The following is a 14,917-nucleotide window of genomic DNA, read 5'->3' as shown; positions in this document are numbered from 1 at the left end:
GGCGGGCGTCAGCTGATCGTTCCGACCAGCTTCAGGCGCTTGTCCTCCGGCACCTCGCTGTAGGCCAGGACCGACAGCGACGGAACGCTGTGGCGGACCAGGCGGGCCAGCGCGGCGCGCACCGGGCCAGGTACCAGCACGACCGCGGGCTCGTTGCGGGCTTCCTGCTTGCTGACACATTCGGCCAGGCTCTGGTGCAGTCGCTCAGCGAGTCCGGGTTCCAGCGCGGCGCCGTTGCCCTGCGTGGACTCCTGCAAGACACGTTCCAATTGCGGGTTGAGGGTGAACACCGGCAGCTCCGCCGACATTCCGGCGATCTCCTGCACGATGAAGCGGCCCAGTGCGGTGCGCACCGCGGCGGTCAGCACGGCCGGGTCCTGGCTGGCGGGCGCATGTTCGACCAGCGCTTCGGCGATCTTGCGCAGCTGGCGGATCGGAATGCGCTCCACCAACAGGTTCTGCAGCACGCGCACCACCGCCGACAGCGGCAGCGCCTTGGGCGTCAGATCTTCGACGAGCTTGGGCGCGCTCTTGGCCAGGTTGGCCAGCAGGTGCTGCACTTCTTCGTGGCCGAGCAGTTCCGGCGCGTGTTCGCGGATCAAGTGCGACAGATGGGTGGCGACCACGGTGGCCGGGTCGACCACCGTGTAGCCCAGCGTTTCGGCCTGGGCGCGCTGGTGCGGCTGGATCCAGGTGGCATCCAGGCCGAACGCGGGATCCTTGCCGGCAATGCCCTCCAGTGCGCCGAGTGCGCTGCCTGGATCCAGGGCCAGCTCGCGGTCGGGGTGGATCTCGGCGGTGGCCACCGGTACGCCGTGCACCAGCACGCGGTAGCCGTTGGCGGGCAATTCCAGGTTGTCGCGGATGTGCACCGACGGGATCAGGAAGCCGACATCCTGGGTCAGCTTGCGACGCACGCCCTTGATGCGCGCCATCAGTTCGCCGCCCTGGTTGCTGTCCACCAGCGGAATCAGCCGATAGCCGACCTCCAGGCCCAGCGGATCGACCGGGCGCAGTTCGTCCCAGCTCAGTTCGGCGGTGGGGGCCGCGGCGGCCGGGCGGCCGAGCGCAGTGAGCGCGGCGGCATCGGTGCCACTGCCTGTCGCATCGGCAGCCGGTGCCTTGGTCTTGCGATACAGCTTCCAGGCGATGAAGCCGAGGATCGAGGCCAGCGTCAGGAAAGCGACGTTGGGCATGCCCGGCACCAGGCCCACCAGGCCGATGATGCCGGCGGTGATCGCCAGCGCCCGGTACTGGCCGAACACCTGCCCGGTCATGGCCTGGGCCATGTCCTGCGAGCGCGAGGCGCGGGTGACCAGCATCGCCACCGCGCTGGAGACCAGCAGCGCCGGCAGCTGTGCCACCAGGCCGTCACCGATCGACAGCAGGGTATAGGTGGCGGCGGCTTCGCCGAACGGCATGCCATGCTGCAGCACGCCCACGGCCAGGCCGCCGAGCATGTTGATGAACAGGATCAGGATGCCGGCGATGGCGTCGCCGCGGATGAACTTGCTGGCACCGTCCATCGCACCGTAGAAGTCGGCTTCCTCGCGGACTTCCTCGCGGCGCAGCTTGGCTTCTTCACGCGTCAGCAAACCGGCGTTGAGGTCGGCGTCGATCGCCATCTGCTTGCCGGGCATCGCGTCCAGGATGAAGCGCGCGGTCACTTCCGAGACGCGGCCGGCGCCCTTGGTGATGACCACGAAGTTGATGATGGTCAGGATCGCGAACACCACGATGCCGACCGCGTAGTTGCCGCCGATCACGAATTCACCGAAGGCGGCGATGACCTTGCCTGCGGCATCGTGCCCGTTCTGGCCATTGAGCAGGATCACGCGGGTGGAGGCCACGTTCAGCGCCAGCCGCAGCATGGTCGTGATCAACAGCACGATCGGGAAGATGGTGAAATCCAGCGGGCGCTTCACGTAGACCACCGCCAGCAGCACCATCAGCGAGATGGCGATGTTGAAGGTGAACAGCGCATCGAGGACAGGCGCGGCCAGCGGCACCACGACCATGGCCAGCAGGGCCAGCACGATCAGCGGCGCGCCAAGGCCCTGGCGGATCATTTCCAGGGCGCGGCGGGTGTTGAATCCGGTGGCGGGCTGGGCGCTCACGGGCGGCCTCCCTTGCCGAATTCATCCACCTGGATGTGCGGGGCGTCCGGCATCGGGCCAGTGCGCCAGGCGCGCAGCTGGTAGACGTAGGACAGGACCTGGGCGACGGCCGAATACAGTCTCACGGGAATTTCCTTTCCGAGTTGGCCTTCCCGATACAAGGCGCGTGCCAAAGGCGGGGCGGAGACGATCGCGACCTTGTTGCCGTCGGCCACTTCACGGATGCGCAGGGCGGTCTCGTCCACGCCCAGCGCGACCACGGTGGGGGCGTTCATGGCGCCGCCTTCGTACTTCAGGGCCACCGCGTAATGGGTGGGGTTGACCACCACCACGTCGGCGGTGGGCACCGCTTCCATCATCCGGCGGTTGGCCATCTGCTGCTGCAGCTGGCGGATGCGGCCCTTCACCTCGGGGCTGCCTTCGCTTTCCTTCATTTCCCGGCGCAGCTCTTCACGCGTCATCTTCAGCTTGCGCATCCAGTTCCAGCGCTGGTACGGGGCATCGATGGCGGCCAGCACCAGCATGGCGCCGGCGGTGGCCAGCAGCAGGCGCAGGGTGAAGCCGAGGCCGTCGGTGATGGCGGTCTCCAGCGGGTGGTGGATCAGCCCGCGCAGGGTGTCAAAGCCGGTCCAGACCACCAGGCCGGCGGCCACACCGACGAAGGCCACGCGCAGCAGCGACTTGGTGAACTCGGCAATCGCCTCGGGGCCATACAGGCGCTTGAGCCCGCTCATCGGGTTCATGCGGTTGATGTCAGGCAGCAACGCCTTCTGCGACCAGCGCAGGCCGCCCATCACCAGCGGGGCGACGAAGCTGGCCAGCAGGCAGACCAGCACCAGCGGTGCGATCACCAGCATGAACTGCAACAGCAGGTCGCCGAAGTGGCCGAACAGTTCCTTCGGGTTCTGCCGCAGGCTCTGTTCCGGGCTGAGCGCCTGCTTCATCCAGGCCGTGGCGCCACGGCCGATCGAGCCGCTCATGGCCATCACTGCCAGCACACCGGCGCCGAACACGGCGGCGGTGCCGAGTTCGCGCGAGCGCGGCAGGTTGCCCTGTTCACGGGCGTCGCGCAGGCGTTTTTCGGTGGGTTGTTCGGTCTTTTCGCCGGCGGATTCGTTCTCGGACATCACGGGCACTGCGGCAGGGGTTGCCCAGGTGCGTGCAAGAACTGTTCCACGCATGGCGTGGTGCTGCCGACCGCCGGTGTTGTAGGGCCGAGCCCACGCTCGGCTGCGGTTGGGTCCAGGCGAGAAGCGCAGCCGAGCGTCGGCTCGGCTCTACAGGAACGTGTCGCAGGAACTGTTGCGTGATGGGGCGCGCGCGGCCCGGTGTCAGCCGGGCGGGTGTTGCGGCGGTGGGCTCTGCGCCAGTTCCACCCGCGGCCGGGGCAGGTCGTGCAGCTGCATGAAGCGCGCCGCGTCGACCGGGCGGCCGAGCAGGTAACCCTGCAGGAAGTCGCAGCCCAGGCGCTCCAGGTAGGCGCGCTGCGCAGCGGTTTCCACGCCTTCGGCGACGATGTCCATGTCCAGGGCATGGCCCAGCGCCACGATCGCCGAGACGATCACCACGTCCTCCGCACTGTGTTCCAGGTCACGCACGAACGCGTGGTCGATCTTGATCTCCGTGGCGGGCAGCCGCTTCAGATACAGCAGGCTGGAATAGCCGGTTCCGAAATCATCGATGGAGATGCCCACGCCCAGCGCCGACAGCGCCTGCAGCAGGCGAAGGCTGGTATCGGTATCGCGCATGACCGTGCTTTCGGTGATCTCCAGCACCAGGTGGCGCGGGGCAATGCCATAGCGTTCGATCACTTCACGCACATCCTGCAGCAGGTGTGGCGAACTGAACTGCACCGGCGACAGGTTCACCGACATCGACCAGCCTTCATGCCCGGCGTCGCGCCAGCGCCGCAGCTGCTGGCAGGCCTGGTCCAGTGCCCAGCGACCGATCTCGTTGATCGCGCCGCTGCGTTCGGCCAGGCGGATGAAGCGGTCCGGTGGGATCAGTCCGTGCTCCGGGTGTTTCCAGCGGATCAGCGCTTCGGCACCGGCCACCTTCTGGGTGGCCACGCGGATCTTCGGCTGATAGTGCAGGAACAGCTGCTCGCTGCCGATCGCACGGCGCAGGTCGGTCAGCAGCCGGAACTGCTGCTCGGCACTGTCGTTCATCCAGTCGGCGAACAGCACGAAGGCGTTGCGTCCGGATTCCTTGGCCTGGTACATCGCCGCGTCGGCGAAGGCCATCAGCTGGCGCTCGCTGGCAGCGTGGTCGGGGCAGATCGCCACGCCGATGCTGGCGGTCACTTGAAGTTCGTTGTCCGGCAGCAACGGGCCGCTGCCCACCGCCTGCAGGATGCGCCGGGCGAGGGTGGGCAGGTCCTCGTCGTGCTCGATGCGCACCACCAGCACGAATTCGTCGCCGCCCAGACGGGCCAGCATATCGTTGGGCCGGAGCAGCTGCCGGGTACGCTCGGCCACCGCCACCAGCAGTGCGTCGCCGGCCTGATGGCCGTAGGCATCATTGACCTGCTTGAATCCGTCCAGGTCCATGAACATCACCGCGAAACGGCTGCCGCCCTGTTCGGCTTCGGCCAGCGCCTGCACGATGCGCCGCTGCAGCAGCAGGCGGTTCGGCAGGCGGGTCAGCGGGTCGTGCAGTGCGGCCTGGGTCAATTCCTGCTGGGCATCGGTCAGCGAGGTGCTCAGCATCGAGTTGCGAAGCCGCAGCAGCTGCGCCTCCACACGCTGGTCCAGCCACGAGACCACCAGCACCACCGCCAGGATCGCAACCGTCAACACCACCACCAGCATCGCCAGCCACTCGCTCTGCAGGCCATCACCGACCGCGGCGCCGCAGATGCTGCCTTCCGGGAAACGCGCGGCGGCCATGCCGGTGTAGTGCATGCCGACGATGGCCAGGCCGAGCAGGCCGGCGGCCGCCAACCGGTCACCGACGCGGGTGCGCTGCGCGCGCAGGCGGAACGCCACGTACAGCGCGGTCCACGAAGCGGCCACCGCCACCACCAGGGAGAGCAGCAGCCAGCCCGGGTCGTAGTCGATCCCGGGCTGCATGCGCATCGCTGCCATGCCGACGTAGTGCATGCCGGCAATGCCGGTGCCCATCAGCAGGGCACCACCGGCCAATCGAGGATGGGGCAGGGTACGCAGTGAGACCAGCCACAGTGCGAACACCGACGAGGCGATCGCCAGGGCCAGCGAGAGCAGGGTGATGGGCAGGTCGTAGCCCAGTGCAATGGGCAGATCGAAGGCCAGCATGCCGATGAAGTGCATCGACCAGACACCCAGGCCCATGGCGAATCCGCCCCCCAGGCGCCACCACCAGGCGGCTGCCCTGCCCGGGGCGGTGACCGTGCGCCCTGCCATGGCCAGCGCCGTGTACGACGCCATCACGGCGACCAGCAGTGAGATCGCCACCAGCCATGGGTTGTACGTGCCTACCAGCATTCGTCAGTCTCCCGGACCTGCCTGTCGACGGAAACCACGGTGGGGCATGCATGAGGCAGGCCGACGCAGGCGCCGGCCAGGTGCGGCATCCCCCCGGTTGCCGCGCATTCACTCTAACGCGCGGACCCGGGGGAAGGGCAAGCAGTAAAACGTGAAGTTGCGCCCGTGTAGAGCCGAGCCCATGCTCGGCTGCCGCTCCTGCCGATGACAGGCGAGCATGGGCTCGGCTCTACAGAAACAAAGGCATGGCAAGCAGCAAAACGTGATGACCGGGTCAGCGTGTGACCGCGTCCGCGGCCTGGAAGGCGGCGTCGAACAGGCGCTGTACCGGCGGACCCATTTCCCCGGCCAGCAGCGCCAGGAGGAACAGGCCCAGCAGCAGCGAAACCGGCAGGCCCAGCTGGATCGGGTTCAGCGCAGGGGCGGCTCGCGCCAGGACACCGAAGGCCAGGTTCACCGCCAGCATCGCCACGGTCAGCGGGATGGCCAGGGTCAGCGCACCGCGCAGCACGGTCAGCAGGAAGGTCGGAGCGATGCTGAAGAACGCATGGGGATCCGGCAGCGGGGCGCCAATCGGCAGCGCGCGATAGCTGTCCACCAGCAGCGAGATCAGCGCCAGGTGGCCGTTGGCGGTGAAGAACAGCAGCCCGAACAGCAGATAGAACCACTGTCCGATCACGCCGGAGGTACCACCGCGCAGCGGGTCGCTCATCTGCGCAAAGGCCAGGCCGGTGCCCTGCGCGATCAGTTCGCCCGCCATCGCACCGGCTTCGAACACCAGCCGCAGCAGGAAGCCGATGGATACGCCAATGGCCAGCTCGCGCGCGATGGTCAGCACCGTGGCGGCGTCGAAGCCGGTCCAGTCCGGCACCGGGGGCAGCAGCGGGGCCAGTGCGATGGCCAGGGTGCCAGCCAGCACCACGCGCACCCGTGACGGGACGGCGCGGGTCCCGACCATGGGCATGGCCATGGCCACAGCGCCGATGCGCAGCATGGTCCACAGTACGGTGCCGATCATGCCGAAGGCCTGAAGGCCGTCGGCAGCCATCTGGGTGGCGGCGTCCATCGAAGCGGTGTCCTAGCCGATCAGGTGCGGAATTCGCTGGAACAGCAGCGTGGTGAATTCAACCAGGTGGCCGATCAGCAGGCTGCCCAGTGCGAACAGCACTGCGGTCAGCGCTGCAGCTTTGGCGACGAAGGCGATGGTCGGTTCATTGAGCTGGGTCGCGGCCTGCACGACACCAACCACCACGCCCACCACCAGTACGGTGAGCAGCAGCGGGCCGGCCACCCACAACACGGTGATCAGGCCGCCACGCAGTTCAGTCAAGGCAAGTTCGGGAGACATTCGGATTCCATCTGCTCATGTAGAGTCGAGCCCTGCTCGACTGCGCGTTACGGGGGATATCAGGCCGGATTGAAGCTCGCCGCCAACGTACCCACGGTCAGCACCCAGCCATCGACCAGCACGAACAGCAGGATCTTGAAGGGCGCCGATACCAGCATCGGCGACAGCATCATCATGCCCATCGACATCAGCACGCTGGCAACGACCAGGTCGATGATCACGAACGGGATGAAGATCAGGAATCCGATCTCGAAGGCGGTCTTCAGTTCACTGGTGATGAACGAAGCGACCAGCACCGGGAACGGGATCGCGTCGGGGCTGGCGTAGGTGCCATGCCCGGCGATGCCGGCAAAGGTCATCAGGTCGGTCTCGCGGATCTGCGCCAGCATGAAGCCGCGCAGTGGCTGCGTGGTCAGCGTCCATGCGGTCTGGAAGTCGATGTCGCCGTTGAGGTAGGGCGCCATGCCCGCGCTCCACGCCTTGTCCCAGGTCGGCATCATCACCATCGCGGTGAGGAACAGGGCCAGGCCCAGCAGCACCTGGTTGGACGGCGTCTGGCCGGTACCCAGCGCCTGGCGCAGCAGGCCCAGCACGATGATGATGCGGGTGAACGAGGTCAGCACCAGCAGCATCGACGGGATCAGGGTGATCGCGGTCATCAGCAGCAGGGTCTGCAGCGGCAGGCTGACCGGCTGGCCGCCGATCTTGCCGACGTTGACGTCCGGCAGAGGGGTGGCCGGAGCGCCGGGTGCGGCGAACGCCAGCGCCGGCAACAGGCACAGGGCAAGCAACAGCAGCCACGGCGTCAGGGTGGCGAGACGGGTATGGGGGACACGCATGTCAGGGATCCTTGCGCAGCCGCTGCTGCAGCAGCTGGGCGAAATTCGGCAGGTTCTTGAAGTCCGGCACGCGCACCGGTGCAGGGGGCGGCAGCGGCTCGGGCAGGGCGTGCAGGGTGTTGATGCCGCCGGCGGTGACGCCCAGCAGCAGTTGCTGGCCATTGACCTCCACCACCACCACGCGCTCCTTGGCGCCGACACTGAGGCTGGCTACCAGCTTCATGCCTTCGGCCGGGCGGAAGCCACTGCCAGGCATGCGCTTGAGCAGCCAGCCCAGGCCGATGACCAGGGCCAGCACCGCCAGCAGCGCCAGCACCGCACCGAACAGGCTGGGTGCGGCGGCCGCATGCTGGCCGATCTGCGGACCAACCGGGGCGGCGGCCTTGCCGACCGCCAGCAGGGTGGAGGCCAGCAGGCTCAACGCAGTCTCCGGATACGCTCGCTGGGGCTGACCACATCGGTCAGGCGCACGCCGAAGCGGTCGTTGATCACCACCACTTCGCCGTGGGCGATCAGGGTGCCGTTGACGAACACGTCCAGCGATTCGCCTGCACCGCGTTCCAGTTCCACCACCGACCCCTGGTTGAGCTGCAGCAGGTTGCGGATCGGCAGGCGGGCACGACCGACTTCCAGCGACAGGGTCACCGGCACATCGAGGATCACGTCCAGGTTCAGGTCCGGACCATTTGCCTCATCGGCCTGCAGGCTGCTGAACTGGGCCGGGGTCGGTTCGAGGGCGTCGATATCGTTCATTGCGGGTCTTCCTGGATGACGGGTACGCGCGGGCGGGTGCCCGGCGGATGGGTAGCGGTGATCTTCACGGCGTTCATGCCGTTGGCGATGCCGAACTCGCCGGTGAACACGGGGATGTTCTCCACGCACAGCGGCACCTGCGGGCTGAGCTCGATCGGCAGGATGTCGCCGACCTTCAGCTGGGTCAGGTCGCGCAGGGTCATGCGCTTGCTGGCCAGCACGCTGGACAGGGTGACTTCGGCGACGTTGAGCTGCTCACGCAGGGTCTTGCCCCAGCTCTCGTCGCGGTCGTTGCGGTCGCTCTGGATGCCGGCGTCGAGCAGTTCGCGGATCGGTTCCAGCATCGAGTAGGGAAGGGTGACGTGGATGTCGCCGCCGCCCCCGTCGAGCTCGACGTGCAGGCGGCACACCACCACATATTCGCGCGGGGTCACGATGTTGGCGAAATGCGGGTTGATCTCCGAGTTGATGTACTCGAAGTCGACATCCATCACCGGTGCCCACGCTTCGCGCAGATCGGCGAAGGTCTGCTTCAACAGCAGGTGGATCACCCGCATTTCAGTAGCCGTGAACTCGCGGCCCTCGATGCGGGTGGGGTAGCGCCCGTCGCCGCCGAAGAAATTGTCGACGATGGCGAACACCAGGGTCGGCTCGAACACGATCAGGCCGGTGCCGCGCAGCGGCTTGAAGCGGATCAGGTTCAGGTTGGTCGGTACATACAGCGAGTGCATGTAGTCGTTGAACTTGATCAGTTCGATGCCGCGCACCGACAGTTCGGCCGAGCGGCGGATCAGGTTGAACAGGCCGATCCGCCACAGGCGCGCGAAGCGCTCATGGACCATTTCCAGGGTCGGCATGCGACCACGGATGATGCGGTCCTGGCTGGCGAAGTCGTACGAGCGCGCTTCGCCAGACGGGGGTTCCGCATCGGTCTCGACCGCGCCACTGTCCACGCCGTGGAGCAGGGCATCGATCTCGTCCTGGGACAGCAGATCATTCATCGGTGGGCCCTTACTGGGTCACGAAGCTGGTGAACAGCAGATCGTCGGCGCCGTTGCTGCCGGTCTCGGCCTTGAGTACCTTCTGCACCTCGGCCAATGAGGCGGCCTGCAGCTTCTGCTTGCCGGCGACATCGGCGATCTGGTCCGGGCTGACCTGCGAGAACAGCATCAGCAGGCGCGCACGGATGGCCGGGGCGTGGGTCTTGATCGCTTCCAGCGCGGCCGGGTCGCGGGTCATCAGCTGGACCTCCAGCTGCAGGTAACGCGGGCCGTCGACCGGGCCATTGAGGTTGACCACGAAGGCCGGGTCCAGCGCGAAGTACTGTGCCGGGGCTGGGGTCGCGCTCTTCTTCGGCGCCTGCGCGGTCTTCTCTTCGTGCTTGGACTGGGTGAAGAACCACACGCCGCCACCGGCGGCAGCGGCGGCCAGTACGGCCACCAGCGCGGTGATCAGGATCGGACTACGCGGCTTGGCGGCCTTGTCCTTCTCTGCGGTCTTCTTGGTTTTGTCAGCGGCTGCGGCCACGGGTGAAGCTCCTGAGGGTTGCTTCACCGGGATATGCAAGGGGCGTGCCGAAGGCCGGGCAGCGGGACGCGACGGAATTCCGTCAGGGTGTGGGTGGGGCCGAGCGGAGCAAGCTCCGCACCCACCAACGCGATACCGGTGGGTGCGGCTCTATTGCCCGGCTGCCCTGGTGGGCGCCGACCGCTCTGCGCTGGTGGGTGCCGACCCTGGTCGGCACGGCTGTCAGGCGTAGGCGTCCAGCAGTCCGCGCTGGCGGATCAACTGCGCCGACGACACGCTGGCATCGCCCGGCGTCGGTTCTCCGTCGCCGATGATGCCGCTGCCACCGGGCTGGCCCGGCGCATTGCCGTCACCACCCGGTGACTGGTGGCCGACATCGGCGTGGGCCAGCTGGAAGCCCTGTTCGCCCAGCAGCTCGCGCAGGCGCGGCAGGCTGCTTTCCAGCGCTTGCCGCACGTCCACGTGCGGGCTGCTGAAGCTGGCATGCACCTTGTCGCCGTTCAACTGCAGGCGCACGTCGACCGGGCCCATGTCGTCCGGGCTCAGGCGGATGTGGGCGTGGCCGATCTTCTGGTCGGCCAGCCAACCCAGGCGTGCGCCGATGGCCTGGTCGAAGCCATCGTCACCCAGCACGGGTTTCGGCGTCGGCTCGCCATTGAAGATCGCATTGCCGGCGGCGAGCGCCGCCTTGAGGTCCTGTACGGCGGCTGCTGCCGGGGCGTGCAGCAGGGGTGTGCTGGCGCGGTCGCCAACGGCGGCCACGTCACTGCCTTCGCCGTGCTCGCTGCGCTTGCCGGGCAGGATCATCTCCGGCAGTGGCAGCGCCGTGGCATCGTCCGCACTGGTCGCCGCCGGTTTGGCGTCAGCCGCCACTGGGGTTGTGGTGGCCGTCGCCGGCGCGTCTGCAGGCAGTGTCGGGTTCGTGGCGGGGGCAGCAGCAAGCAGCGCGCTACCGTCGCTGGCCAGCGACGGTGCAGCGGTGGTCGGCAGAGCAGCGGCCGGATCGGCAGGCATCGGCATCGCCAGCACCAGGCCGGCCAGGCCGGGCGGTGGCCACGGGGCGTCCTCGGTCGCGGCGGGCTTGTCCTTCTCGGTGCCGGGTCCCGCTGGGGTCACGGCAACGGGTGGCAGCGACGGCGTTTCAGCAGTTGCCGCTTCGGCGCCCGCATTGCGTTCATCCGGTGCCTGGCCATTGCTGTCGGCAGTCGATGGCGGGCTTGGCGTGGAAGGCGTCGGCGTCGTGGCGTTTCCCGCAGACGCGGGCGCGCAGGGCGCACCGCCCTGCAGCAGCTGGCTGAAGTCCTTTCCGCCTTCGCTGCGCGAGGCACGTGCGGCACTGTTGCTGGTGGCGGGCGTGGCCGTGTTGGCGCTGCTGGCGAGCGGGGCGGGCATCACGAGCGGCCTCCCTGCTCGGCGCCGTCCTGGTCTTCGGCCTGCACCAGGCGTGCACGCCGTGCACCAATGTCGTCCATCTCGCGCTGGTCGCGGCGGTCGGTCACCACCTTTTCCTGCGCCCGGTAGCTGGCGGCCAGCTGCTCCAGCACCGCCTTGTCACGGCTGGCCAGGATCAGGCGCGCGCGCTCGGCCTCCACTTTCTCTCGGTTGCCATTGACCGTGGCCTGCTGCTGCTCGACCGCGCTGTCCAGTCGATCGAGGAAGGCGCGGCGGTTGAGCAACTGTGCCGGGCTGGTCGCCGCCATCTGTGCGTTGGCGTACTCCTCGGCATAGCGGCGCAGTTCGTCCAGTCGCGAAAGATGGGTGTCGAGCACGCGCTGGCGTTCGGCCAGGTCGCGGGCGACTGCGTCCTCATGTTCCTGGGCTCGCTTGAGCAGGGGATCGATGCGCTTGGACTGGTTCATGGCTTAACTCTCTTGTTCCACCAGGCGCTGCAGCGCCGCCTGGCTGTGCGGGAGATCTGCGGCCTTGGCAACGTCCTGGCCGAGGAACTCCATGATTTCCGGCCAGCGTTCCAGGGCTTCGTCGGTGGCCGCGTCGTTGCCGCGCTGGTAAGCACCGATCGCGATCAGGTCCCGGTTGGCCGAGTAGGCCGAGACCAGTCGCTTCAACTTGCGGATGCGCAGGCGCCACGGTTCGTCGGCGATTTCCGTGACCACGCGGCTGACCGACGACTCGACGTCGATGGCCGGGTACAAGCCGCTGTCGGCCACGCGGCGCGAGAGCAGGATGTGGCCGTCGAGGATCGCGCGCGCGGCATCGGCGATCGGATCCTGCGGATCATCGCCTTCGGTCAGCACCGTGTAGAACGCGGTGATCGAGCCACGGCCCTTGGCGCCATTGCCGGCGCGTTCGACCAGTGCCGGCAGCTTGGCGAACACCGACGGCGGATAGCCGCGGGTGGTCGGCGGTTCGCCCACCGACAGGCCGATCTCGCGCTGCGCCTGGGCGAAGCGGGTCAGCGAGTCCATCAGCAGCAGCACGTTCAGGCCCTGGTCGCGGAACCACTCGGCAATGGCGGTGGCGCGGTAGGCACCATGCAGGCGCGCCAGCGGCGGCCGGTCGGCAGGGCTGGCGACCACCACGGCGCGGCGAAGGCCTTCCTCGCCCAGCGTGGTCTCGACGAAATCGCGCACTTCGCGGCCGCGTTCACCGATCAGGCCGACCACGATCACGTCGGCGGCGGTGTAGCGGGTCATCATGCCCAGCAGCGTCGACTTGCCGACGCCGGATCCGGCGAACAGGCCGACGCGCTGGCCGCGGCCGATCGGCAGCAGCGCGTTGATCGCGCGCACGCCCACGTCCAGCGGCTGGGTGATCGGTTCACGCGCCAGCGGATTGATCGACACGCCGGCCATGCCGACGTGGCCTTCGGCGCGGATCGGGCCCTTGCCATCCAGCGGCACGCCGTCGCTGTCGATGACGCGGCCGAGCAGGCCTTCGCCCACTTCCACGCCGCCCCGGCGCGCCGATGGCACCACCCGGGCATTGGGCAGCAGGCCATGCAGTTCGGCGCTGGGCATCAGGTAGGTGCGCTCGCCGGCAAAGCCGACCACTTCTGCATCGACCCAGCCACCGTCGACCACTTCCACCTTGCAGCTGGCACCCAGCGGCGCTTCGCAGCCGACCGCTTCCAGGGTGAGCCCGACCGCACGGCGCAACACGCCCTCGCGGATCAGGCCGCGACCATGCGCGGTGTCCACGCGCAGGCCATCCAGGCGCCGCGCCAGGCGCAGGTTGCGGGCTACGGCCCAGTCGGCCGGCGGCGGAGTGGTTTGCGGTCCGACGCTCATGCGGTGGCTCCGGTCTGGCGGATCACCGCATCCAGGGCCCCGCGCAGGCGGGCTTCCAGGGTGCCGTCGATGCGCACGGCTTCGGCGTGCACGCGCAGGTCGCCACGGCTGAGGCTGGTATCCGGTACCAGGCGCTGCGCCGGTGAAAGGTTCAGCAGCGGGGCGAGGGCAGCGATGTCATCCGGGTGCAGCCGCACTTCCACCTCGCGGGTGCTGCCCCCCACGGCGTCGATCGCTTCGCCGACCAGCTGCGCCAGCAGTGCCGGCTCGGCTTCGTAGGCGCGGCCGACCAGTGCGCCGGCGATGCGCACCGCCAGTTCGCCGAGGGCGCCGACCACTTCGTTCTCCAGCCGCACCAGCGGCCGGCTGAAGTTGTCCAGGATCCCTTCGATCTGTGCGGCGAGGCGACGTACTTCGGCCTGGCCCTGGCCGTAGCCGTCGGCATGGCCCTGTTCGAACCCTTCCTTCTCGGCGCTGTCCTGGATCGCCTGGATCTCTTCAAGGGTCGGCAGCTGCAGCGGCGGCTCCGGTTCGTGTTCCGGATCCGGCTCGGTGAGTTCGAACGCATCCTCCTGCTCCAGCACTGGTTCGGGCTGGGCCAGCAGGTCCGGGGCAAGCCAGCGCACGACGTTGCTCACAGCATGGCCTCCGCGCTGCCACCGATGGTGACGGTGCCTTCATCGGCCATGCGCTTGACGATCGCCAGGATCTCGCGCTGCGCGCCTTCCACGTCGGACAGGCGCACCGGGCCGCGGGCTTCCATGTCCTCCAGCAGGATCTCGGCCGCGCGCTGCGACATGTTGCGGGTGATCTTGTCGCGCACCTTGATGTCGGCGCCGCGCAGGGCCAGGCCCAGGCGCTCGCCGCTCACCTCGCGCAGCACCAGCTGCATCTCGCGATCGTCCAGGTCGACCAGGTCGTCGAACACGAACATCAGGTCCTGGATGCGGTTGCTCAACGGCGCATCGATGCGCGCGATTTCGCCCAGGATTGCCTGGTCCTGGCCGCTGTCCATGAAGTTCAGGATGTTGGCCGCGCACTGCACGCCGCCGATGTTCGACGACTTCAGGTTCTGGTTGCCGGCGAACTGGCGCTCCATGATCTCGTTGAGTTCATTGAGCGCGTTCGGCGGAATACCGTCGAGGGTGGCGATGCGCAGCAGCACATCCACGCGGGTACGGTCCGGCAGCAGCTTCAGCGCGTCGGCGGCCTGGTCGGTTTCCAGGTGCGCCATCACGATGGCGATGATCTGCGGGTGCTCGTTGCGCACCAGGTCGGCCACTGCACGCGGGTCCATCCACTTCAGCGCGTCCAGGCCGGTGGTGTTGCGGCCGAGCAGGATGCGGTCGATCAGGTTGCCGGCCTTCTCGCTGCCCAGCGCCTGCACCAGCATGTTGCGGATGTAGTCATCCGAGCCCACGCCCAGCGAGGTCTTCGAGCCCAGTTCCTGGCCGAACTGGTCCATCACCCGCTCCACCTGCTCGCGGGTGATGTCGGTCATGGTGGCCATGGCGATGCCGATCTTCTGTACTTCCTTGGGTTCCATGTGGCGCAGCACTTCGGCCGCATCCAGCTCACCCAGGGAAAGCAGCAGCACGGCCGCGCGCTGTACACCGGTCAG

At 68.0% G+C, this 14,917-nt stretch carries 15 protein-coding genes; all 15 read right to left on the bottom strand.

The window, feature by feature from the left end:
* Positions 1-8 precede the first annotated feature (8 nt).
* Positions 9-2,069 (bottom strand): flagellar biosynthesis protein FlhA, encoded by a 2,061-nt coding sequence (gene flhA / locus AC5P7X_RS12295; RefSeq protein ID WP_171974417.1) that lies wholly within the window; start codon positions 2,067-2,069, stop codon positions 9-11.
* A 44-nt stretch (positions 2,070-2,113) separates the two neighbouring features.
* The gene (gene flhB / locus AC5P7X_RS12290; RefSeq protein ID WP_005416428.1) at positions 2,114-3,244 is read right to left on the bottom strand and encodes a flagellar biosynthesis protein FlhB; all 1,131 of its coding nucleotides are present in this window, start codon (positions 3,242-3,244) and stop codon (positions 2,114-2,116) included.
* A gap of 204 nt (positions 3,245-3,448) precedes the next feature.
* Positions 3,449-5,581, bottom strand: a complete 2,133-nt coding sequence (locus AC5P7X_RS12285; RefSeq protein ID WP_495214895.1) for a putative bifunctional diguanylate cyclase/phosphodiesterase — start codon at positions 5,579-5,581, stop codon at positions 3,449-3,451.
* A gap of 274 nt (positions 5,582-5,855) precedes the next feature.
* Positions 5,856-6,647 (bottom strand): flagellar biosynthetic protein FliR, encoded by a 792-nt coding sequence (fliR, locus tag AC5P7X_RS12280; protein ID WP_049460577.1) that lies wholly within the window; start codon positions 6,645-6,647, stop codon positions 5,856-5,858.
* A 12-nt stretch (positions 6,648-6,659) separates the two neighbouring features.
* Complete coding sequence (locus tag AC5P7X_RS12275) at positions 6,660-6,929, bottom strand: flagellar biosynthetic protein FliQ (RefSeq protein WP_005413254.1); 270 nt, start codon at positions 6,927-6,929, stop codon at positions 6,660-6,662.
* A gap of 59 nt (positions 6,930-6,988) precedes the next feature.
* Entirely contained in the window at positions 6,989-7,768 is a 780-nt protein-coding gene (gene fliP, locus AC5P7X_RS12270) for a flagellar type III secretion system pore protein FliP (RefSeq protein WP_495214894.1), read from the bottom strand.
* A 1-nt stretch (position 7,769) separates the two neighbouring features.
* A complete protein-coding gene (gene fliO, locus AC5P7X_RS12265; protein WP_495214907.1) occupies positions 7,770-8,168 on the bottom strand; it encodes a flagellar biosynthetic protein FliO in 399 nt (132 codons plus the stop codon).
* A gap of 17 nt (positions 8,169-8,185) precedes the next feature.
* On the bottom strand, positions 8,186-8,521 hold the full coding sequence (gene fliN, locus AC5P7X_RS12260) for a flagellar motor switch protein FliN (protein WP_005409543.1): 336 nt from the start codon (positions 8,519-8,521) through the stop codon (positions 8,186-8,188).
* Positions 8,518-9,522 carry a flagellar motor switch protein FliM gene (gene fliM, locus AC5P7X_RS12255; protein ID WP_005416434.1) on the bottom strand — a complete coding sequence of 335 codons (1,005 nt, stop codon included), beginning with the start codon at positions 9,520-9,522 and terminating at the stop codon, positions 8,518-8,520. Before fliM ends, fliN begins: the two co-directional genes overlap by 4 nt.
* 10 nt (positions 9,523-9,532) lie before the next feature.
* The gene (locus AC5P7X_RS12250; RefSeq protein WP_005416435.1) at positions 9,533-10,048 is read right to left on the bottom strand and encodes a flagellar basal body-associated FliL family protein; all 516 of its coding nucleotides are present in this window, start codon (positions 10,046-10,048) and stop codon (positions 9,533-9,535) included.
* A gap of 222 nt (positions 10,049-10,270) precedes the next feature.
* On the bottom strand, positions 10,271-11,440 hold the full coding sequence (locus AC5P7X_RS12245) for a flagellar hook-length control protein FliK (protein WP_495214892.1): 1,170 nt from the start codon (positions 11,438-11,440) through the stop codon (positions 10,271-10,273).
* Complete coding sequence (gene fliJ, locus AC5P7X_RS12240; RefSeq protein WP_005416437.1) at positions 11,440-11,907, bottom strand: flagellar export protein FliJ; 468 nt, start codon at positions 11,905-11,907, stop codon at positions 11,440-11,442. Before fliJ ends, AC5P7X_RS12245 begins: the two co-directional genes overlap by 1 nt.
* 3 nt (positions 11,908-11,910) lie before the next feature.
* Complete coding sequence (locus AC5P7X_RS12235) at positions 11,911-13,296, bottom strand: FliI/YscN family ATPase (protein ID WP_049412897.1); 1,386 nt, start codon at positions 13,294-13,296, stop codon at positions 11,911-11,913.
* Positions 13,293-13,934: a FliH/SctL family protein gene (locus AC5P7X_RS12230; protein ID WP_053498606.1), complete on the bottom strand. Its 642-nt coding sequence runs from the start codon at positions 13,932-13,934 to the stop codon at positions 13,293-13,295. The genes AC5P7X_RS12235 and AC5P7X_RS12230 overlap by 4 nt, the downstream gene beginning before the upstream one ends.
* Positions 13,931-14,917 (bottom strand): flagellar motor switch protein FliG, encoded by a 987-nt coding sequence (gene fliG / locus AC5P7X_RS12225; RefSeq protein WP_024958226.1) that lies wholly within the window; start codon positions 14,915-14,917, stop codon positions 13,931-13,933. The genes AC5P7X_RS12230 and fliG overlap by 4 nt, the downstream gene beginning before the upstream one ends.

This window comes from Stenotrophomonas sp. YJH_SMC_53, assembly GCF_059369995.1.
Note: the sequence above shows the minus strand (reverse complement) of the source record. Positions and strands in the feature narration are given on the sequence as shown.